Annotated in this window: 23 protein-coding genes and 1 pseudogene; 13 read left to right on the top strand and 11 right to left on the bottom strand. The window is 72.7% G+C overall.

Translation table 11 applies throughout. The features are described from left to right. Positions 1-36: 36 nt before the first annotated feature. Both H7A69_RS11765 and H7A69_RS11760 read right to left on the bottom strand, forming a co-directional pair. Positions 37-213 carry a hypothetical protein gene (locus tag H7A69_RS11765; protein ID WP_182047193.1) on the bottom strand — a complete coding sequence of 59 codons (177 nt, stop codon included), beginning with the start codon at positions 211-213 and terminating at the stop codon, positions 37-39. Then, a complete protein-coding gene (locus tag H7A69_RS11760; RefSeq protein WP_259346200.1) occupies positions 210-1,016 on the bottom strand; it encodes a class E sortase in 807 nt (268 codons plus the stop codon). The genes H7A69_RS11765 and H7A69_RS11760 overlap by 4 nt, the downstream gene beginning before the upstream one ends. A gap of 109 nt (positions 1,017-1,125) precedes the next feature. Between H7A69_RS11760 and H7A69_RS11755 the strand changes: the two genes are divergently transcribed. Beyond that, positions 1,126-1,614 (top strand): GNAT family N-acetyltransferase, encoded by a 489-nt coding sequence (locus tag H7A69_RS11755; protein ID WP_182047176.1) that lies wholly within the window; start codon positions 1,126-1,128, stop codon positions 1,612-1,614. A gap of 26 nt (positions 1,615-1,640) precedes the next feature. Here H7A69_RS11755 and H7A69_RS11750 read toward each other — a convergent pair whose 3' ends face one another. Beyond that, positions 1,641-2,597 carry an EamA family transporter gene (locus H7A69_RS11750; protein ID WP_182047175.1) on the bottom strand — a complete coding sequence of 319 codons (957 nt, stop codon included), beginning with the start codon at positions 2,595-2,597 and terminating at the stop codon, positions 1,641-1,643. A 36-nt stretch (positions 2,598-2,633) separates the two neighbouring features. On the opposite strand from H7A69_RS11750, the gene H7A69_RS11745 reads away from it, so the two are divergent. From H7A69_RS11745 to H7A69_RS11725, 5 genes are all read left to right on the top strand, one after another. Further along, positions 2,634-3,737, top strand: a complete 1,104-nt coding sequence (locus H7A69_RS11745; protein WP_182047174.1) for a CPBP family intramembrane glutamic endopeptidase — start codon at positions 2,634-2,636, stop codon at positions 3,735-3,737. 11 nt (positions 3,738-3,748) lie between these two features. Next, entirely contained in the window at positions 3,749-5,617 is a 1,869-nt protein-coding gene (gene recQ / locus H7A69_RS11740; protein ID WP_259346199.1) for a DNA helicase RecQ, read from the top strand. A 110-nt stretch (positions 5,618-5,727) separates the two neighbouring features. Beyond that, complete coding sequence (locus tag H7A69_RS11735) at positions 5,728-6,471, top strand: lysophospholipid acyltransferase family protein (RefSeq protein ID WP_182047173.1); 744 nt, start codon at positions 5,728-5,730, stop codon at positions 6,469-6,471. Positions 6,472-6,581: 110 nt separating this feature from the next. Beyond that, entirely contained in the window at positions 6,582-6,824 is a 243-nt protein-coding gene (locus tag H7A69_RS11730) for a hypothetical protein (RefSeq protein WP_182047172.1), read from the top strand. A gap of 152 nt (positions 6,825-6,976) precedes the next feature. Further along, the gene (locus H7A69_RS11725) at positions 6,977-7,819 is read left to right on the top strand and encodes an NAD(P)-dependent oxidoreductase (RefSeq protein ID WP_220456237.1); all 843 of its coding nucleotides are present in this window, start codon (positions 6,977-6,979) and stop codon (positions 7,817-7,819) included. Between the two features lie 25 nt (positions 7,820-7,844). On the opposite strand, the gene H7A69_RS11720 is transcribed toward H7A69_RS11725, so the two are convergent. Both H7A69_RS11720 and H7A69_RS11715 read right to left on the bottom strand, forming a co-directional pair. Continuing rightward, a complete protein-coding gene (locus tag H7A69_RS11720; protein WP_141718917.1) occupies positions 7,845-8,069 on the bottom strand; it encodes a hypothetical protein in 225 nt (74 codons plus the stop codon). Between the two features lie 9 nt (positions 8,070-8,078). Next, positions 8,079-8,591 (bottom strand): MarR family winged helix-turn-helix transcriptional regulator, encoded by a 513-nt coding sequence (locus tag H7A69_RS11715; protein ID WP_069712473.1) that lies wholly within the window; start codon positions 8,589-8,591, stop codon positions 8,079-8,081. A 134-nt stretch (positions 8,592-8,725) separates the two neighbouring features. Here H7A69_RS11715 and H7A69_RS11710 point away from each other — a divergent pair, with 134 nt between their 5' ends. Beyond that, a complete protein-coding gene (locus H7A69_RS11710; RefSeq protein ID WP_182047171.1) occupies positions 8,726-9,616 on the top strand; it encodes an alpha-E domain-containing protein in 891 nt (296 codons plus the stop codon). A gap of 158 nt (positions 9,617-9,774) precedes the next feature. Here H7A69_RS11710 and H7A69_RS11705 read toward each other — a convergent pair whose 3' ends face one another. Continuing rightward, the gene (locus H7A69_RS11705) at positions 9,775-11,121 is read right to left on the bottom strand and encodes an MFS transporter (RefSeq protein WP_182047170.1); all 1,347 of its coding nucleotides are present in this window, start codon (positions 11,119-11,121) and stop codon (positions 9,775-9,777) included. Further along, positions 11,118-11,537: a MarR family winged helix-turn-helix transcriptional regulator gene (locus H7A69_RS11700; RefSeq protein ID WP_259346197.1), complete on the bottom strand. Its 420-nt coding sequence runs from the start codon at positions 11,535-11,537 to the stop codon at positions 11,118-11,120. Before H7A69_RS11700 ends, H7A69_RS11705 begins: the two co-directional genes overlap by 4 nt. A 119-nt stretch (positions 11,538-11,656) precedes the next feature. On the opposite strand from H7A69_RS11700, the gene H7A69_RS11695 reads away from it, so the two are divergent. Then, entirely contained in the window at positions 11,657-12,409 is a 753-nt protein-coding gene (locus H7A69_RS11695) for an SDR family NAD(P)-dependent oxidoreductase (RefSeq protein ID WP_182047169.1), read from the top strand. A 505-nt stretch (positions 12,410-12,914) separates the two neighbouring features. On the opposite strand, the gene H7A69_RS11690 is transcribed toward H7A69_RS11695, so the two are convergent. The 3 genes from H7A69_RS11690 to H7A69_RS11680 are packed head-to-tail and all read right to left on the bottom strand — an operon-like array spanning position 12,915 to position 15,312. Further along, positions 12,915-13,856 carry an acetamidase/formamidase family protein gene (locus H7A69_RS11690; protein ID WP_182047168.1) on the bottom strand — a complete coding sequence of 314 codons (942 nt, stop codon included), beginning with the start codon at positions 13,854-13,856 and terminating at the stop codon, positions 12,915-12,917. Between the two features lie 41 nt (positions 13,857-13,897). Next, positions 13,898-14,167 (bottom strand): hypothetical protein, encoded by a 270-nt coding sequence (locus H7A69_RS11685; protein ID WP_069712479.1) that lies wholly within the window; start codon positions 14,165-14,167, stop codon positions 13,898-13,900. An 8-nt stretch (positions 14,168-14,175) separates the two neighbouring features. Continuing rightward, positions 14,176-15,312, bottom strand: a complete 1,137-nt coding sequence (locus tag H7A69_RS11680) for an inorganic phosphate transporter (protein WP_182047167.1) — start codon at positions 15,310-15,312, stop codon at positions 14,176-14,178. Positions 15,313-15,399: 87 nt separating this feature from the next. Here H7A69_RS11680 and H7A69_RS11675 point away from each other — a divergent pair, with 87 nt between their 5' ends. The 4 genes from H7A69_RS11675 to H7A69_RS11660 all read left to right on the top strand — a co-directional run bounded on the left by H7A69_RS11675 (position 15,400) and on the right by H7A69_RS11660 (position 18,615). Next, on the top strand, positions 15,400-16,269 hold the full coding sequence (locus H7A69_RS11675) for an alpha/beta fold hydrolase (protein ID WP_182047166.1): 870 nt from the start codon (positions 15,400-15,402) through the stop codon (positions 16,267-16,269). A 194-nt stretch (positions 16,270-16,463) separates the two neighbouring features. Further along, positions 16,464-17,513 (top strand): biotin/lipoate A/B protein ligase family protein, encoded by a 1,050-nt coding sequence (locus H7A69_RS11670; protein WP_182047165.1) that lies wholly within the window; start codon positions 16,464-16,466, stop codon positions 17,511-17,513. A 44-nt stretch (positions 17,514-17,557) separates the two neighbouring features. After that, entirely contained in the window at positions 17,558-18,067 is a 510-nt protein-coding gene (locus tag H7A69_RS11665; protein WP_182047164.1) for a hypothetical protein, read from the top strand. Positions 18,068-18,285: 218 nt separating this feature from the next. Beyond that, entirely contained in the window at positions 18,286-18,615 is a 330-nt protein-coding gene (locus H7A69_RS11660) for a hypothetical protein (protein WP_182047163.1), read from the top strand. 43 nt (positions 18,616-18,658) lie between these two features. Here H7A69_RS11660 and H7A69_RS11655 read toward each other — a convergent pair whose 3' ends face one another. Further along, a complete protein-coding gene (locus tag H7A69_RS11655) occupies positions 18,659-18,943 on the bottom strand; it encodes a GNAT family N-acetyltransferase (RefSeq protein ID WP_069712486.1) in 285 nt (94 codons plus the stop codon). A gap of 100 nt (positions 18,944-19,043) precedes the next feature. Between H7A69_RS11655 and H7A69_RS11650 the strand changes: the two are divergent. Continuing rightward, a pseudogene (locus H7A69_RS11650) lies at positions 19,044-20,375 on the top strand (hypothetical protein); the annotation flags it as partial.

Below are 20,375 nucleotides of genomic sequence, written 5' to 3'. Positions count from 1 at the left end.
ACGACGGTGCTCCGGCAGGAGCCGTCACGGCTACGGCTACGGCGACGGTGTGGCGTCCACCGTGCCGTCGGGCGGCGGCAGGATGTCCGCGGCGATCCACGGGAACACCCAGGTGAAGAGCGCGTAGACGATCACGGCGAGCAGCACGAGCAGCTCGAGGACCTTCAGGGCGGCGGGGCCGGGCAGGATCCGCCAGACGAACGGGAAGATCACTTCGGCGTCTCCGAGAGTTCCTTGGGGGTGCCCTCCGAGACGGGCATCCAGTAGTCGAGCTTGGCGTGCGTGACGTACCGCTCCTTGGCGGACCACATCGGGTGGCACGCGGTGAGGGTGAGCCAGCGGTCCTCGGCGGTCGGCGTGACCCCGGGCTGGTTCGGCACCGGCGCGATCGTCTCGATCTTGTCCGGCGTCACGATCTGCGAGTCGGTGACCTTGTAGACGTACCAGACGTCGAAGTCCTTCGCCTTGTCCGTCACCCGGACGACGATCGGGTCGCCCGGCTTCAGGTCGGCGATCTGGTTGAGCGGCTTGCCGTAGGTCACGCGGTGCCCGGCGACGGCGAAGTTGCCCTCGGCGCCCGGCATGGCGGTGTCCTGGTAGTGGCCGAGGCCGATCGTGTTGAGCACGCGCTCGCGGTCCGTGCCCTCGCCGATCGGGCGGAGGTAGTCCGCGCCGAAGCGGGGGATCTGCATCGTCCCGAACACGTCCGTCAGCTCCGGCGGCTCGGCGAGCACCGGTGCCTCGCCGCGGTGCTCCGAGCCCTCGAGCTTCGGTGCCTGCTTCTGCCCGAGGTCGTCGACGAGCTTGGTCTGCTCGTTCACGGCGACGACGTCGGTCCACCACGCGGTCCACGCGACGTAGAGCCCGGTGCCGGCGCCCGCGATGATGAGGAGCTCGGCCAGCAGTGAGACGAGTGCTCCGCCGACGGACTGGCGACGTCGAGTGCGCCGTGGCGGCCGCTGGTCCTCGGCGTCGCGCTCCGAGCTGCGCGACGGGGCGGTGTCGTGTGCGGTCACGGTGCTCCTGATCCAGGTGGTGGTCGAACAGGTATAGCAGACCACGACGACGAGCCGGTGGGGGTGTGGACGGACCGGGCGGTGCACGGTGCGGCGCTACCGTGGCGGGATGACCACGATCTTCCGCCCGTTCCGGTCCGACGACACCGAGGCGGTCGTCGCGCTCTGGGAGGCCTGCGGGCTCGTCCGTCCGTGGAACGACCCCCGGCGGGACATCGCGCGCAAGGTCGCCGAGCAGCCCGAGCTCTTCCTCGTCGCGGTCGAGGACGGCGCCGTCGAGGACGTCGCCGTCGAGGACGGCGCCGTCGAGACCGGCGAGGGCCGCGCGGCGCCGGGACTCGTGGGCGTCGGCATGGCCGGCTACGACGGGCACCGCGGCTGGGTGAACTACCTCGCGGTCCGACCCGACCAGCAGGGGACCGGACTCGGGCGCGCCTTCATGGCCGAGTTCGAGCGACTCCTGACCGACCGCGGCTGCCCGAAGATCAACGTGCAGGTCCGCGAGGGCAACGAGCAGGTGCTCGGCTTCTACGCCTCGCTCGGGTACGCCCCCGACCGTGCGGTGTCCCTCGGCAAGCGGCTGATCGCCGACGACTGAGCGACCTGGGCGAGCGCGCGACCGACCTAGGCGAGCGCGAGACCGACCGAAGCCGCGAACGCCAGCGCGATGCCGGTCCACTGCACGCCGGTGAGCCGCTCGCGCAGGACCACCCCGGCGAGCACGACCGTGCCGACGGGGTAGAGCGCGTTGAGGACGCTGACGACCGGCAGCGTCGCGTCGTCCGTCCCGACGTGCAGCGCAGCCTGGATGCAGGCGTTCGCGAGCGCGTCGAGCAGCCCGCATGCGACGACGGCGACGACGGCCCGGCGCGACCAGCGCGACGAGCGCGACCAGCGCGACCAGCGCGACCAGCGCGACCAGCGCGTGGTGACCGCGGCAGACCGCCCGGGGTGGGCCGTCGTGCCGGGGGCCGCCGGGCCTCCCGTCCGACGCAGCGCGACCACGACCACCGCCGCACCCAGCACGACCGTCTGCACCACCCGCGCGACCAGCAGCGACGCGACCCCGGCGTCGGCCGGTACCGCGTCGTAGGCGAGCACGATCCCGCCGAAGCCGCACCCCGCCACCGCCGCCGTGACCACGCCGGTCACGGTGACCCGTGCGCCGGAGGTGTCCCGCACGGCCGCGACGAGCACCACCGCGACCACCGCGACCACCAGCGCGACCGACGCCGGCACGGACAGCACCGTCCCGCGCACCAGGGCGACCACGACGGGCGTGACGGCCGCGAACACCGCGGTCAGCGGCGACAGGACGCTCATCGGGCCGACGGCGAGGGCACGGTAGAGCAGGAGCACCGCCACCGACCCCGAGCCACCGGCCGCCACCCCGGCGAGGACCGCCTGCCCCGAGAACCCGGCCCCCACCACCGGCACCCCGGCCAGCAGGGGGAGCAGGCCGACGGCCGCGGCGGCGGCGACGACGCGCACCGCACGGGCGCGACGCGCGGCGAGGCCGCCGAGGAAGTCGGCGGCCCCGTAGACGACCGCGCCGGTCAGGCCGAGCAGGACGGTGAGCACGGCTCCCATCCTGCCCGGCCCGGTAGCCTCCGGAGCGTGAGTGTTCCGTACCACCGCCTGCCCCGTGTCGATGCCCGTTGGCGCTGGTGGCGCCCGCTGGTCGCCCTCGCGTTCCTCGTCGGGTGGTACGTCGCGAGCCAGGTCGTCATCGCCGTCGCGTACTTCGTGCCGATCGGGGCGTCGCAGGGTGCGGACGGGCTGATGGGCCTGCAGGACGACCTGTCCAGCGGTGCCCTCGACCCGACGGACCCGCTCGTCCTGTCCCTGTCGCTCGTGTCGCTGGTCGTGCTCCTGCCGGGCATCCTGCTCGCGGTGAAGATCGCGCGCGTCGGGCCCGCCGGCATCCTGTCGTCCACCCGCTTCCGGGTGCGCTGGCGCTGGACGCTCTGGTGCCTCCTCCCCACGCTCGTCATCGCGATCGCGATGTTCCTGGTGCAGACGTGGGGCATGTTCTCGTTCGACGGTGGCCTCGGGTGGGACCACGACGCGATCGGACAGTCGACGGTGTCGCTCGGCACCCTCACCCTGACCATCGTGCTGGTGCTGCTGCTCGTGCCGTTCCAGGGCGCGGCGGAGGAGTACATCTTCCGCGGGTTCCTGATGCAGACCATCGGCTCGTGGATCCCGCTCCGCGTCGTCGGCACGGTCGTCGCCGTGGCCGTCTCGACCGTCGTCTTCGCCCTGCTGCACATCCCGAACGGCTACAACGTGTGGGGCATCCTCGACGTCGGCTCGTTCGGGCTGGTCGCGGCGATCATCGTGCTCCGGACCGGCGGCATGGAGGCCACCGTCCTGCAGCACGCCTTCAACAACATCATGATCTTCGTGCTGCAGGCGCCGGGATGGTCGAAGGTCGACCTCGACTCGTCGAACGGCACGATGATCGGGTGGCTCATCACGCTCGGCACGTCGCTCGCGTTCTGGGGGATGGTCGAGGTGCTCGCGTCGTGGCGAGGGCTGGACCGCCGCTTCGCGGGCAGCGAGGCGCCACGTTTCCGCGGGACCGCGCCGGTCTGGGCGGGTGGCCGTCGGTGGACCCGGCCGGGAGGCGCGGGCTGGGACGGCGCGCCGGCGCGCGACCCGGAGACGGCCGGCTCCGTCCCTGTGGACAGCTCCTCGGGTGTCGCCGCCCGCACGTAGGCTGTCGTGTCATGAGCACCACGCAGGCGGCGGCGCCGACCGCATCGCGGGCGGCAGCGCTGTCCTCGTCGCAGGCGGCCGCGCTGGACGTGCTGCACCGGGTGTGGGGCTACGACGAATTCCGTGGTGAACAGGCCGCCATCATCGACCAGGTGGTCAGCGGCGGCGACGCCCTGGTGCTCATGCCGACCGGCGGCGGCAAGTCGCTCTGCTACCAGGTGCCCGCGCTCGTGCGCGACGGCATCGGGGTGGTCGTCTCGCCCCTCATCGCCCTCATGCAGGACCAGGTCGACGCCCTCGCCGCGAACGGCGTCAGGGCCGCGTTCCTGAACTCGACGCAGGGGCCGGACGAACGTGCCCGGGTCGAGCGGGCGGTCGTCTCGGGCGAGGTCGACATGCTCTACCTCGCGCCCGAGCGCCTGCGGCTCGAATCCACCCGGTCGCTGCTCGACCGTGCGCGCCTGGCCCTGTTCGCCATCGACGAGGCGCACTGCGTCGCGCAGTGGGGGCACGACTTCCGCCCGGACTACCTCGAGCTCAGCGTGCTGCACGAGCGGTGGCCGACGGTGCCGCGCATCGCCCTGACCGCCACGGCGACGCCGCAGACCCACCGCGAGATCTCCGGACGGCTCGGGCTCGACGACGCCGCACACTTCGTGGCCGACTTCGACCGTCCGAACATCCAGTACCGCATCGAGCCGAAGACCGGCGCCCTGCAGCAGCTCCTCACCTTCATCGGGACGGAGCACCGCGGCGACGCCGGCATCGTCTACTGCCTGTCCCGCAACTCCGTCGAGCGCACCGCGGCCGCCCTCGCCGACCAGGGCATCCCCGCGCTGCCGTACCACGCCGGACTCGACGCGAAGGTGCGCGAACGCAACCAGTCCCGGTTCCTGCGCGAGGACGGCATCGTCATGGTCGCGACCATCGCGTTCGGCATGGGCATCGACAAGCCGGACGTGCGGTTCGTCGCGCACCTCGACCTGCCGAAGTCCGTCGAGGGCTACTACCAGGAGACCGGCCGTGCCGGACGCGACGGGCTGCCGTCGACCGCGTGGCTCGCCTACGGCCTGAACGACGTCGTGCAGCAGCGCCGGATGATCGACCAGTCCGAGGGTGACGCCGCCCACCGGCGCCAGCTCAGTGCCCACCTCGACGCCATGCTCTCGCTCTGCGAGACGATCGAGTGCCGCCGGGTCCGGCTGCTCGCCTACTTCGGGCAGGAGTCGACGCCGTGCGGCAACTGCGACACGTGCATCGCGCCGCCCGAGCCGTGGGACGGCACCGTCCCCGCGCAGAAGTTCCTGTCCACCGTCGTCCGACTCGAGCGCGAGCGCGGCCAGCGGTACGGCGTCGCGCACCTCGTCGACATCCTGGTCGGCAAGCAGTCGCCGCGGGTGCAGGAGCTCCGGCACGACTCCCTCGCGACCTTCGGCATCGGCAGCGACCTCGGCGAGGGGGAGTGGCGCGCGGTCGCCCGGCAGCTCCTCGCGCAGGGGTACGCGGCGGTCTCCGGTGACGGGTTCGGCACGGTGGTGCTCAGCCCGACGAGCGCCGAGGTCCTCGGCGGTCGGACCCGGGTGCTCATGCGTCGCGACCCCGTGAAGGCCTCCCGGGCGTCGCGGTCGCGACGGCAGCCGGTGACGGACATGCCGCAGGAGGCACTCGGACTCTTCGAGGCGCTGCGAGCCTGGCGTGCGGCGCAGGCCCGCGAGCAGGGCGTGCCCGCCTACGTCGTGTTCAACGACGCGACGCTGCGCGGGATCGCCGCGGTCAAGCCGACCGACGAGGACGCCCTCAGCGAGATCTCCGGCGTCGGTGGCGCGAAGCTCGAACGCTACGGCCGAGCGGTGCTCGACGTCGTCGCCGCGCACGACTGAGCCACTGGATCGCCGGGCATCTGACGCCGATCACGGGTGCATGCCGTTCGGGGCATGTGGTGCTGCGGGCGCTCACTACACTCGGAACCCCTGTCCACGAGGAGGCCCGGGTGTCCGGTTCGACGACGATCACCACCACGCTCAGCCGCACGGTGGTGACCCCGCTCGCGCGACTGCTCTGGCGTCCCCGGGTGATCGGCCGGAAGAACGTCCCGAAGCGCGGCGCGGTCATCCTCGCGAGCAACCACCGGTCGTTCATCGACTCTCCGGCGATCACCCTCCTGGCGCCGCGGAAGGTGTCGTTCCTCGCGAAGCAGGAGTACTTCACGGGCACGGGCTTCCGCGGAGCGGTGTCGCGGGCGTTCTTCGGCGGCATCGGTGCGATCGGCGTCGAACGCGGCGCCGGAGCGGCCGCCCAGCACGCGCTCGACCTCGGGCTCGAGCGCCTGGAGCTGGGCGAGGCCTTCGCGATCTACCCCGAGGGGACGCGGTCCCTCGACGGCCGGCTCTACAAGGGCCGCACGGGCGTGGCCTGGCTCGCCCTGACGAGCGGGGCGCCCGTGGTGCCCGTCGCCCTCACCGGCACGGAGGACGTCCAGCCCGTCGGCTCACGGCTGCCGCGGCTCGCCCGGGTCACGGTCGAGTTCGGCCAGCCGATGGACCTGACGGGCTTCGGGGAGGCGTCCTCCGGTCGGGCTCGTCGGCACGCGACGGACGCGGTGATGGCAGCGATCCAGGAGCTCAGTGGACAGGAACCCGCCGGCACCTACAACAACCCGCCCACGACGATCGTCGAGCGGGTGAAGCAGGCGCTGCGCCGGGACGACCCGACGCAGGCGGTCGAGCCCGACTGATCGGGCCCTATTGCACATGCTGCATACCAGTGGTTGAATCGGGGGCGCGTCGGCCGCGTGTACACCTCGGTCGACGGCCCCGGATCCGCCGCCGATCGGAAGGCAGCAGCTTGTCGACCACTCCGCTCTTCGACGCCGTCGCTCGACGAGCCGACCTCGGGGACGACGCCGGAGCGCCGGCGCCCGGCTCCCGGGACGGCACCGGCACCCCGGCGGCCATCGCAGGCCACCCGGTCGCCGTCGACCAGCTCGCCCTGGTCGAGGCCGTCGCTGGTGCCCTGACCCGTGCGGTGGTCGACGCCGTCGCCGCCGAGGTCGAGCGCATCGCGCGCGAGAGGTTCGTCCGCGCCTGACCGGACCGCCGCCGTGACCACGCACGTGCGCTCGCGCTCGACGTCCGCCCGCGCTCGACGTGCGCCCGCGCTCGACGTGCGCTCCACCGGCAGGCGTAGCGTCGACCGCGCGGCGGCAGGGTGCCGACCGCAGGACGGAGACGCTGGTGCGCGTGACGGTGCTGGGCACGGGGACGATGGGGGCAGGGGTCGCGAAGTCCCTGCTGCGCGAGGGCCACGAGGTCACGGTGTGGAACCGGAGTGCCGACAAGGCCCGACCGCTCGCGGACGACGGCGCCACCGTGGCGACGGACGCGGCCGCGGCGGTCCAGCACGCCGAGGTCGTGCTCCTCACGCTGTTCGACACGGACGCCGTCGTGGACGTCCTCGAGGCCGCCGCGGGTGACGCCCCGACCGACGCCGTGTGGGTGCAGTCCTCGACGGTCGGCACCGACGGTACCGAGACGATCGTGCAGCTCGCCGAGAAGTACGGCATCACCCTCGTCGAGGCCATGATGCTCGGCACGAAGGCCCCGGCGGAGCAGGGGAAGCTCACGATGCTCGCCGCGGGTCCGTCCGACCAGCTGGAGGCGATCGACCCGGTCCTCGACGCCATCGGAGCGAAGACCGTGCGAGCTGGCGAGCGGGTCGGCGACGGCACCGCGCTGAAGCTCGCCGCGAACGCCTGGATCGCCTCGATCACCGCCGCGACGGCGCAGTCGCTGGCGATCGCCCGGGCGCTCGGGCTCGACCCGGCGCTGTTCCTCGACGCGATCGACGGCACCGCGAGCGACTCGCCCTACGCGCACACGAAGGGCGAGGCCATGCTCTCGGGCGAGTTCGCACCGCAGTTCGCCCTCGACGGCCTCCGGAAGGACATCGGCCTGATCGGCGAGGCCGCGCGGGCCGCGGGTGTCTCGACGGTGCTCGTCGACGCGCTCGACCGCGTCTACGCGCAGGCCAGCGCCGAGGGGCACGGCGGCGACGACATCGCGGCGGTCGGCACCGCCTTCTGACGAGCCGGCGGTCCTGCCGATCCGGTCAGGACCGCCGGAACCACCGTCGGACCGCGCCGCTGAGCCGACCGACGGCCTCGTCGTTCATCGTGTTCGCCAGGTCGAACGCCTCGCGGGCCGGGTCGGACCCGTTGCGGATGCGCCGCAGTGCCGCGTCCGCCCGCGCCCGAGCGTCGAGCTCGGCGAGGGGCATGTCGTCCTCGGGATCGTGCTGCGGTGCCCCGGCCGGGCCGCCAGGAGCGCTGCGCATGAGAGCAGGCTACGCGGAACGCTCGGCGTCGTCCTCGTGGTCGACGACCCGCGCCATCTGCTCGAGGAACGTGACGATCACCGACATCTCCGACTTCGGCAGGTGCTCGGCGACCTCGATCGCGCGGGTGTCGAGCTGGTCGATGACCTGCAGCACCTGACGCATCGAACCGCCGGATGCCGTCAGGATCACGCCGCGCCGGTCGTGGGGGTCGGGGTGGCGCTCGACGTGGCCGCTGCGGACGAGCCGGTCGACCAGTGCCGAGGTCGACGCGGGTGTGATCTCGAGCCGGTCCGCCAGCTCCTTCGCGTTCACCGACCGCCCGTCCGACTCGGCGTCGAGGAGCACGCGGAGGGCGAGCAGGGCGTTCTCGCCGATGCCCAGTGCCTCGCGAGCACGTCGTTGCGCGGCGCTCTCGGCGCTCCGGTACCTGCGGAGCGCATTGAGCACGTCCACCGCGTCGACCCTGGAATCCGTGCCGTACCAGAAGCCCGTGGTGGTGTTCGTCACCTCGGTCGTCATGGTGACAATGCTAGACGCTCTAGTTAGTTTGTCTAGCGAGCGCGCCTCGTGGACGACCCCGCAACACCCGTGACGCGGTCCGGAAACACTCCCGCAACGCCCGCTCGGTACCGTCGCCGCATGCAGGAGCCGACGTGCTGAGCCGACTCGCGGGGAGCGTGTTCCACGTCGGGAGCGCGGTGGAGCGGGCGGACGTCGTCGCCCGGATGCTCGACGTGTACGTCGCCCGCCCGGACCCGGCGTCGGGCCACGAGGACGCCGCCGTGTCCGCAGCGCTGCGGTCGGTGCTCGGCGCGGTCCCCTCGACGCGCCGGCAGGACCGGACGACCTCGATCGACTCGTTGGCGCTCGACCGGCACGAACCGGCCTCGATCGCCCACGCGGTCGGTGTCGCGCGGGACCACGCGCGGCGTGCCCGCGAGGTCGTCTCCACCGAGCTCTGGGACTGCCTCGACGTCACCCGGTCGCGGATGCCCCGCAAGGTCGCGGTCGACCGGGCGCACGAGTTCCTCGGGTGGGTCCGGGAGCGCAGTGCCCTCGCGGTCGGTGTGGTCGAGGGGGACGCCAGCCGCGACCAGGTGTGGGAGTTCTTCACCCTGGGCCGGTCCCTGCTCCGCTGCGGTCTGACCGCTCGGCTGCTCGGGTCGTCGCTCGTCGACGCGTCCTCGTCGTCCTCGTGGCAGACCGCACTCCGGGCATGCGGTGCGGGCGAGGCCTTCCGCCGCGGCCGCGACCACGGGACCGAGGCCGAGGACGCCGCGCACTTCCTGCTGCACGACCAGCACAGTCCGCGCTCGCTCGCGTTCCTGGCGGCACGTGCCGACGACTGCCTGACCGACGTCGCGCCCGACTGCGTCGCGGACGAGGTGGACGCCTTCCGCGCCGCCCGCTCGTCGCTCGGACGGGTCGACGTGGCGGCCCCTGCCGACCTCCGCGCGGTCGCCGACCGGCTCGCCGGTGCCGTCGGCGCGGTCGTCGCGGCACTCGACGCGCGGGTCTTCGCGGTCGCGGCGCCCACCCACTGATCCCGCCGCCGACCCGGGTCCGAGCGGGCCGGATCGGCGGATCGACGTGCGCACCGCGGTGGAGCCGCGCACGATGCGGACGGGAGGCGCGTGGCGGCGCCGCACCGCGCCTCCCGTCCGGCGGATGCCAGCCCGCCGCCGCCTCGCCCCGTCGTGCGTCAGACCGCGCTCGAGCGGTCGGCCACCGCCTCGTCGCGCTCCAGGTCGCGCCGCAGTGCCGTGGACGCGCCGGGCGACCCGACGACGGGCACCGCGTGCGTCACGGCGAGGTGCAGGCGCGCGTCGGCGTCGTACCGGAGCCGCAGGTGCTCCCAGCGCACGAGCCAGACGAGGGCGATCGCGAGGGCGACGAACCCCGAGGTGGCGCCGACGCCGATCGCCCACCGCGGACCCCAGGCGTCCGCGACCGCACCGACGATCGGAGCGCCGATGGGGGTCCCGCCGGCGAAGATCGCCATGTAGAGCGCCATCACCCGGCCGCGCATGGCGGGCTTCGTCGTGGTCTGGACGAGCGCGTTCGCGGTGGTCATGAAGGTCAGCGACGCCAGGCCGACGAAGACGAGCACGATCGCGAAGGTCCAGTAGGTCGGGGCCAGCGCCGCCGCGGTGCACGCCACGCCGAACCCGGCGGACGCGACCACGAGGGTGCGCATCCGGGGGCGGTCGCGCCGAGCGGACAGCAGTGCACCGGCGACCGAGCCGATCGCCATCACCGAGTTGAGCAGGCCGAACTCGCTGGCGCCCTTGCCGAACTCGACGCGTGCCATCGTCGAGGTGAAGATCGGGAAGTTCACGCCGAACGTACCGACCACGAAGATCATGCACAGCACCACGACGATGTCCGGCCGGGTGCGGACGTAGCGGAAGCCCGCGACGATCTGCCCCTTGCCGCGCTCCGCCCGGACGCGCTCGGCGAGCTGCGCGGGGTCGACGAACCGCAGCGCGAGCAGGACGGCCAGGAACGACCCCGCGTTGATGACGAACACCCATCCGGTGCCGATCACGGCGATGAGCACGCCGGCGACCGCGGGGCCGACCAGCCGTGCGGCGTTGAACGACGCGGAGTTGAGCGCCACGGCGTTCGCCACGTGCTCGCCCTGCACGACGTCGGAGACGAAGGCCTGGCGGATCGGGGTGTCGAACGCGGCGACGATGCCGAGCGCGAGGGCGAAGCCGTACAGCGACCAGAGCGTCGCGGTGTCGGTGAGCACCATGATCCCGAGGCCGAGCCCGAGCGCGCCCATCAGCCCCTGCGTGAGCATGAGCATCTTCCGTCGGTCGAAGCGGTCCGCAGCCAGGCCGGTGAGGGGGAGCAGGAGCAGCTGCGGCCCGAACTGCAGCGCCATGGTGATGCCGACCGCGATCGCGTCGTTGTCGGAGAGCTTGGTCAGGACGAGCCAGTCCTGGGCGGTGCGCTGCATCCACGTGCCGACGTTGGACACGAGGGCACCGGCGAACCAGATGCGGTAGTTGCGGGCGGACAGGGATCGGAACATGGCGCTCACTGCTGGGCCAGCCTCCTCATGATCTCGGTGGCGTCGGCCAGGGTGCGGCGCTCCTGGTCGGACAGTGCGGTGAGCCGTGGGGAGAGCCAGTCGTCGCGGCGGCGCCGGGTCTCCTCGACGAAGGCGGAGCCGGCGGGTGTGGCGGCGAGCAGGACCTTGCGGCGGTCGTCGCCGTGGTCGTCCTTCGACACGAGACCGCGGTCGACGAGCACCGCGACCGACTTCGTCATGCTCGGCGGGGTGACGCCGTCCTGGCGGCTCAGTTCGGCGAGCGTCATGGCCCCGTCGCGGTGCAGTCGGGCGAGGGCGGAGAACTGCCCGTCGGTCATGCTCGCGTCGGCCTTCTGCGCGCGGAGCGTCCGCGACAGCCGGTTGACGGCGATGCGGAGGTCGGTGGCGAGGGAGGTGTCGGGCACGATCGCCAGCCTAACTCATTAGTTCGGTGAACGAACTGGGTGTGCACGGGTGTACGCTCGTAGAGCAACAGGTGTTGCTTTCAGCACGTTCGACGAGGTCGTCGAGGAAGAAGGAGAACATGTCCGAGTTCGAGGGCAGGGTCGCGATCGTCACCGGTGGCGGCAGTGGCATCGGCGAGGCCGTCGCGAAGGAGCTCGCGGCCGCGGGTGCGTCGGTCGTCGTCACCGACATCAAGCTCGACGCCGCCCAGCGCGTGGTGTCCGAGATCGAGGGTGCCGGTGGCACGGCCTCGGCGTTCGAGGCCAACTCCGCGGTCGCCGCGGACAACGAGCGCATGGTGCAGCACGCCGTCGACACGTACGGCGCCCTGCACCTCGCCGTGAACAACGCCGGCATCGGTGCCGCGCCGAAGCCGATCGGCGAGTACGACGTCGAGGCGTGGGACCGCGTGCGTGCGGTCGACCTCGACGGCGTGTTCTACGGGCTCCGCTACGAGATCCCGGCGATCCTGTCCGCGGGCGGCGGTGCGATCGTGAACATGGCGTCCGTCCTCGGGTCGGTCGGCATCGCCCAGAACGCCGCCTACGTCGCGTCGAAGCACGCGCTCGTCGGTCTGACCAAGGTCGCGGCGCTCGAGTACACCGCCCAGGGCGTCCGCACGAACGCGGTCGGCCCGGGCTTCATCGACACCCCGCTGGTCCGCTCGTCGCTGTCCGCCGACGAGCTCGCGGCGCTCGAGGGCGAGCACGCCGCGAAGCGCCTCGGCACCGACGCCGAGGTTGCGGCGCTCGTGCTGTTCCTGCTCAGCGACAAGGCGTCGTTCATCAGCGGCAGCTACCACCTGGTCGACGGCGGGTACAGCGCGCACTGACCGCGGTCGGGCGTGCCGGGTCGATCCGCATTGGCCAGGTCGCGTCGCACGTCCCGGGTCGCTCCGGGCGTACCTGGTCGGTCCGGGCGTGCCTGACGGGAACGTGCCTCCCCGGTCGCGTTGCGCGTGCCGGGTAGGAGCGGGCGTACCTGGTGGGAACGGGCGTAGCTGGTCAGCACGATCGACCGGGTACGCCCGTTTCCGCTTTCCATCGCAGGCGTTATTGGAAAGAACGGGCGGACGGGAGGCGCGGCGCAGCTCGAGCGCGCAGCCTCGCCAGCATGGACGCTCCGAGCCTCGCATCGCGCAGGGCCCTCCGGGTCGCTTCGGGCGTACCGGGTGGGAACGGGCGTCCCTGGTCAGCACAGTCGACCAGGTACGCCCGTTCCCGCTCTCCATCGCGGGCGTGATGGGAAGGAACGGGCGGACGGGAGGCGCGACCAGCGTCCCCGACGGCGGGAACGCTGGTCGCGCCTCCCGTCCGGCGTGCGCTCGCGTCGAGCGCTCAGGCCGCGTCGGGACCGAGGATCGCGTCGTGGGGGAGCAGGGCGTGCACGCCCCACGTGCGGTTCGCCACCTGCGTCACCCGCATGCTGACCGCCACGCTGGCCATCGCCAGCGCCTCGGCGCGGGAGATGCCGTGCGATCCCGCGATCCAGTCGACCATCCGGTCGAGGGCCGTCGTCGTGGCGGCGTTGAGGTCCGCGTCGAACCCGAACGTGATCCTCCCGGCGGGAGTGTCGGCGTGGATGCCCGCGACCGGGGCGTCGTCGAGGAGCGAGAGCGTCATCGTGGTCGTCATGCCGCACTCGACCGCGGTGCCCGAGACCTCGCCGTCGCCCTGCGCCGCGTGGCCGTCGCCGACGGACAGCAGGGCGTCCGGCACGGTCACCGGCAGGTACAGCGTCGCGCCGGCGACGAGCTCGCGGCAGTCGATGTTGCCGCCGCCCACCGCCCGGGGCGGGATCGTCGAGTGCTCGCCGGTCGGCTCCGGCGGGAGTCCGACGACCCCGAGGAACGGTGCCGTCCGGACGCCGAGCCCGAGCTGGTTGCGGGCGACGCCGGTGGCCGCGTCGACGTCCCAGAGCAGTGGGCCGCGGGACGTCGGGTCCGCGAGCCCGAGCGCGCGGTTCAGCTCGGTGTCGACACCGCCGGAGCCGGTGTAGCCCCAGTCGTCCGGCACCAGGGCGTCGAAGCGGACGGCGAGGACCTGTCCCGGCCGGGCGCCCGTGACGGCGATCGGGCCGACCAGGCAGTGTCCACGCCGTGGGTCGACGAGGGTGGGGGCGTCGGCGCCCGGGGACGCCTGCCGCTCGGTGTAGCCGGCGGCGCTCAGGGTCCGGACCGTCACCGTGTCACCGTCGTCGACGCGGAGCACGGGCTCGCGTTCGGCGGTGAGGACGTCGATGGCGGTGTCGAGCGAGGCGTCGATGCGGTGGGAGGTCACCCGTCGATCCTCGCAGGACACCGCCCGTGACGGGCAGGCGGTCAGTGGAACTGCGGGATCGTCAGCCAGATGCCGTACAGGACGGCTGCGACGCAGAACGCGAAGCACACCACGGCGCCGACGATCGCGGCCGGCGGCGTGTGCCCGGACCGCGGAGTCTCGTCGCGGTACTCGGTGCGTTCGCCCCCGGCGTCGACCGGTTGCCCCGTCCCGAGCAGCCGCAGCCCGAGCGTGTAGACGAGCACCACGCCGACGGCGGCGACGAAGCCGACGCCCGCGACGATGCCGATGCTGCTGAGGTCGATGTCCACGGTGCCTCCTAGGCGGAGACCGGCTCGGCGGCCGGCTGCTCGTCGTTGACGGTGTCCTTCGTGATCGGCTTCCGCCGCGCGAGGAGGAAGAAGCCGAGGCCGCCGCCCAGGGCGAGCACGGCCACGACCACCAGACCGATGGTGCTCGTCGAGGCGACGAGGGTGGCGAGCGCGCCGACCACGGCGGCGGCCGGCAGCGTGATCACCCAGGCGACGACGATGCGTCCGACGACCGACCAGTGCACGTCGGCGAGCTTCTTGCCGAGGCCCGAGCCGATCACCGAGCCGCTCGTGACGTGGGTCGTCGACAGGGCGAAGCCGAGGTGCGACGACACGAGGATCGTCGCCGCCGAGCTGGTCTCCGCGGCGAAGCCCTGCGGCGACTGCACGTCCGAGATCTTCTTGCCGACGGTGCGCATGATCCGCCACCCGCCGGTGTACGTGCCGAGGCCGATCGCGAGGCCGCAGGCCAGGATCACCCAGAGCGCCGGACCCGTGCCCGAGGGCTGGTAGTTCGCCGCGATGAGCGTCAGGGTGATGACGCCCATGGTCTTCTGCGCGTCGTTGGTACCGTGCGCGAGCGAGACCAGCGACGCCGAGATCGTCTGCCCGTGTCGGAAGCCGGTCGCGGCGCCGTGGGTCGTGGCGTTCTTCGTCAGCGAGTACGCCAGGTACGTCGCCACGAGGGCGATCACCCCGGCGATCACGGGGGAGAGCAGCGCGGGGAGGACGACCTTCGACACCACCGTCGCCCAGTCGACCGAGTTCAGCCCGGCGCCGATGATCGACGCGCCGATCAGGCCGCCGAACAGCGCGTGCGTGGACGACGACGGCAGGCCGAAGTACCAGGTGGCGAGGTTCCAGAGCACCGCGCCGACGAGTCCCGCGAAGATCATGGTCGGACTGATCTGGATGCCGTCCTGGCCCTCGCGGATGATGCCCTGCGAGACCGTCTTCGCGACCTCGGTGGACAGGAACGCGCCGACCACGTTGAGGACGGCGGAGATGAGCACGGCGGTCCGGGGCTTCAGGGCTCCGGTGGCGACCGAGGTGGCCATGGCGTTCGCGGTGTCGTGGAAGCCGTTCGTGAAGTCGAACACGAGGGCAACGACGATCACCAGCACGACGGTGACGAGGACGTCCATGGCGGCGACGCTAGGCCCGCCCCGGACCCGCTGCGTGAACGCCGGGTGAACACGTCCGCGGGGTCGTCCGTCTGTCAGGATGCAGGGGTGCCGACCTTCTCCGCAGCCCGAGGGGACTCCTCGTTCACCGACGCGCACGGCGTCGAGATCGTCTACTCGACCTGGCGCGCGGCCAGACCGAGGGCCATCGTGCAGATCGCGCACGGGGTCGGCGAGCACGGCGTGCGGTACGAGCCCCTCGCGCAGGACCTCGTCCGCGCCGGCTACACCGTGTACGCCAACGACCACCGTGGTCACGGACGGACCGGACTCGGACAGTGGGACGGCGACCACACGAAGCTCGGGCGGCTCGGCCCCGGGGGTCTGCGGGCGGCCATCGCCGCCGTCGAGCAGATGACCGCGGTCGCCCGAGAGCAGGACCCCGGCATCCCGCTCGTGCTGCTCGGGCACTCGTGGGGGTCCCTCATGGCGCAGCACATCGTGAACACCTCGTCCGAGGCGTACGACGGGGTCGTCCTGTCCGCCACGGCCTACCGGCTCCCCGGCTGGATGAACAGCGGCGACCTGAACGCCCGGCACGCGGGGTCGGGGCCGACGAAGCACGAGTGGATCAGTCGCGACCGGGCGGTCGTCGACGCGATCGCCGCCGACCCGCTGGTCGTCGAGGCGGACGTCATCAAGCTGTTCGGTGTCCGTGACGCGCTCCGGTTGCTCGGGGTCCCGAGGCGGGCGATCCCGCACGACCTGCCCGTGCTCCTGCAGGTCGGGTCCGACGACACCCTCGGCGGGCCGCGGTCGATCGAGCGGCTCGCGGCGGCGTACCGCCGGCGTGGCGGGCTGTCGGACGTGCAGGTGCACGCCTACGAGGGGGCGCGGCACGAGGTCTACAACGAGACCAACCGCGACGAGGTCATCGCCGATCTGATTGCGTGGCTCGACCGCCACGTGGGTCGCTGACGCGGGTCGTCTCTCCGGATCGGGTTGGTCGCATCGAACCACAGATCCGACATCGAACCAGGAGCGGCGGGCGGTTCGACGTCGGTTCCGTGGTTCGGTCCGCACGTCGGTGACCAGCGTCACCACAGGTCGGACGGGAGGCGCGTGGGGGCGCCGCCACGCGCCTCCCGTCCGCCACGGCGTAGGCTCGTGCCGTGCACGGTGAGTACAAGGTCCCCGGAGGCAAGCTGGTCGTCGTCGACCTCGAGGTCGTCGACGGGAGCATCCGCGAGTTCCGTCTGGCGGGAGACTTCTTCCTCGAACCGGACGACGCGCTGCCGCTCATCGACCAGGCCGTGGACGGCCTGCCCGCGACCACGGACGCAGCCGGCATCGCCGCCGCCGTCCGGGGCGCACTGCCCGAGGGTGCCGTGCTGCTCGGCTTCACGCCCGAGTCCGTCGGCGTCGCCGTCCGTCGTGCACTCTCGCGAGCGTCGACGTGGCAGGAGTACGACTGGGAGATCGTCCACGAGGGCCCTGTCAGCCCCAACGAGCACCTCGCGCTCGACCAGGTCCTGACCGAGGAGGTCGGCGCCGGTCGCCGTGGCCCGACGCTGCGCATCTGGGAGTGGGACCAGCCGGCCGTCGTCATCGGGTCGTTCCAGTCGCTCAAGAACGAGGTCGACGCGGAGGGTGCCGCGAAGTACGGCGTCGAGGTCGTGCGCCGCATCTCCGGTGGCGGCGCGATGTTCATGGACGCCGGGGCCATCATCACGTACTCGCTGTACGTGCCGACCGACCTCGTGCAGGGCATGACCTTCGCGGACTCCTACGCGTACCTCGACGAGTGGGTGATCGAGGCGCTGAAGTCGCTCGGCATCGAGGCGTACTACCAGCCGCTCAACGACATCGCCTCGGCGAGCGGGAAGATCGGCGGCGCGGCGCAGAAGCGGCTCGGGACCGGTGCGCTGCTGCACCACGTGACGATGAGCTACGACATGGACGGCCAGAAGATGGTCGAGGTCCTGCGCATCGGACGCGAGAAGATGAGCGACAAGGGCACGACCTCGGCGGCGAAGCGCGTCGACCCGCTGCGCTCGCAGACCGGGCTCGCGCGGGCGGAGATCATCGATCGGTTGATCGGTACGTTCACGTCGATGTACGGGGCGCACGAGGGGCACGTGACCGAGGCCGAGCGGGCCCGGGCGCGGGAGCTCGTGGCGACGAAGTTCGCGACGCAGGAGTGGCTCGAGCGGGTGCCCTGATCGGGGAGGGGCGTCCGCTGGCGGGTGCCCCCTAGGCTCGGCGCGTGCGATGCGCCCCTCGTCTCCTGTCCGTCGCCGCCGCCGCGGTGGTCGTCGTGTCCACCGCTACCGCCTGCTCGGGCGGCTCGGCGGACGACGCATCCACCTCGGAGGCAGCGCTCTCGCGGTGGTCCTCGCTGATGGGGACCGCACTGCTCGACGAGGAGCACGGCCAGGGCGGAGCCGGCGGCGAAGGAGCGGGAGGCGCTGGCCTCGGATCGGTGCCGGCGGGCGCGTGGGACCTGCTCGTCGCCTGCAACGGCGCCGACGGGTGGTCCTTCCGGGTCGAATCGGGACCGGACGGCGGCGACACCCTCGCCCGGAGCGACGTGCCGTGCGGAGCGACCGAACGGCTGTCCGTGACGGTGCCGGAGAGCGGCGGATTGACCGTGCGGGCGCACCCGCTCAGGACCGCGCCGGAGGCGGTACGTCGTGGAGACGTGCCGGTCCACTGGTACGTCGCGGTCGTGCCGGAGGGGTTCGAGCCGGAGTCGCGGTCCTACGGGCTGGGCTGATCGTCGGGCTCGTCGGGGTACCGCGTGCCGAGGTCCCGGTCTGCGTCGTCCAGCACGTCGCCATCCTGGCACGCAGCAGTGACGGCGGCCCGGGAGGGGGGACCCGGACCGCCGCGGAGACGAGTCTCGGTGGCGTTCCCATGAACCAGCCGTGCAGATCGCGAGGATCATCCGCGCGGCGGAGGTGGTCGCCGGGTGACTGACGTAGCGTCGGGACCGTGAACTGGTTGATCCTCCTGGGGGCGGTGGCCGCAGCGGCCGTCGTGATGTGGGTCGCCGATCGCGTGGGGTGGATCGACCTGTCGAACAAGGCCACACGCAGCGGCGGATCCGGTGGTGTCGTGTCGATGATGGACGAGGTGTTCGCACCGACCCGTCACGAGGCGCAGGCCGAGTACGAGCGGCAGGCACGCCTGCCGCACCAGGCCCCGACACCCGCCGACGACGACCACGACCTGCTGAGCGGGAACGTGCTCATCCGGGTGCCGTCGGTCCGAGGCGCCGGTCGGCACGAGGCCCGACCGGGCACGCTCGACCGCACGTACTGACCGCGCGCGGACGCGGACGGCAAGCTTGGGTGCTGCCGTCGTGTCAGCGCGTCGTGAGCTCCTGGTAGTCGGGGTGGCGCTCGATCCACGCGTGCACGTAGCTGCAGAGCGGGACGACGCGCAGCGAGCCCTCGCGGACGTCGTCGAGTGCGTGCTGGACGAGGATCGACGCGTGGCCACCGCCGCGGTGTGCGGGGTCGACCTCGGTGTGGGTGAAGCGGATCTCGTCGCCGTCGACCTCGTACGCCGCGAAGCCGATGACCTCGCCGTCCTCGACCAGGGAGTACTGCTGTGCGTCGGTGTCGTTGCGGACCTCGGGTGATGCCATGACGACGACCGTACGCCGTGCCCCCGGAGAGCGTCGTGGACGGCGCCGGTCCCCGAACGCGGGGCGGTGACACGCTCCCGATCCGCACTACTCTCGCCCCGTGCACGATGCAACACCGCCCCTGCGCTTCCGGACGCCGCCCGGCTGGCCCACGCCGTCGTCCGAGTGGGTCGACCTGTTCCAGGGGGCCGAGCCCGACGCCGGCTGGCGGCCGATCGAGGACATCCCGCCCGCTCCGTCCCGCTGGCGGTTCTGGGCGCCGACGCGAGCGCTGCACCGCCGCGTGCCCCGCGCCGCCCGGGTGGTGCCGGTCGTCGGCGCCGCGATCGCGCTCGCGTCGTTCGTCGCCGTGGTCGTCCTCTGGGCCGTCGGCGGACCGGCGGTCCTGGCACTGGCCCCGGTGGTCGCCGGCATCGCGCTCTGGGTGATCGGGGCGTCCCGGTACGCCGATCGGCTCGCCGAGGCCCTGCACGCGGTGCGTGCCGAGGCGTCGGTCCGGCGGGCCACCGAGCTCCCCGCCCGTGCCGCCGCGGTCTTCCCGGGCGCCGATCCGGCGGACGCATCGGCAGGGTGGGACGCCCGCGGCTGGGCCGTGCCCGGCGCGCGACCCTTCGTCGCGGGGCCGCCGTCGCGGTCCGGCACCCGGACACAGCGGGCGCTCGTCGCCGTCACGGCCGGGGTCGCCGGGCTCGTCCTCGCGACCGGGGCCTCCGTCTCGCTCCTCCCGCTCGTGCCGGCGGTCGAGGAGGGCGCAGCCCGCGCGCTCACGGGCGTCGAACCGGGGTCTCCGTGGTCGGTCGAGGGCGACGACGAGGACACCGCGCAGCCCGAGTGGACGTCCGACGACGGCAGCATCGAGGCGTGGTGGCTCGCGGGCGACGACGAGTGGGAGGGCACCTGTGACCTGACGCCCGATGACGCCGGTTGCGACGCGTACGAGATCGACAGCGACCGGACCTGCACGGCGGTCGTGACGGTCGGGTTCTTCGCGTCCCTGGACGACGCCCGACCGAGCCGTGTCGAGGAGCGAACGGTGTCGATCACGGAGGGCGTGCCGCTCGTCCTGGTCGAGAACCACGACGAGGACACGTCGAGCATCGGCGACGTGTCCTGCGCGTCCGACGACGACCCGCACGCGGACCGCATCGCGGCGACGCAGGGGGCCGACGCGGACACGGATGCCGAACGGCCCGCGGGTTGCGCGACCACGGACTGTGTCGCCTTCGCGGTGCGTTCGTCCACCGACTGCGCGGACGCGGCCGTGGAGTTCCGCGTCGGGGCCGAGGTCGGCTCGATCGGTGCGCCGCACGACGTGGTCGTCATGACCCCGCTGCTCGCCGGGCAGCCGACGGACGTCTTCGTCGGCGGCACGACGTACGCGTCCGACGTCACCCCGGGTGGCGTCACCTGCCGAGCGGGCACCGAGGACGAC

The organism is Curtobacterium sp. ME26, from assembly GCF_903970945.1.
In the GTDB taxonomy this organism is placed as follows: Bacteria; Actinomycetota; Actinomycetes; order Actinomycetales; family Microbacteriaceae; genus Curtobacterium; species Curtobacterium citri.
The sequence above is the reverse complement of the archived record's forward strand: the minus strand, read 5'-3'. Positions and strand labels throughout refer to the sequence as shown.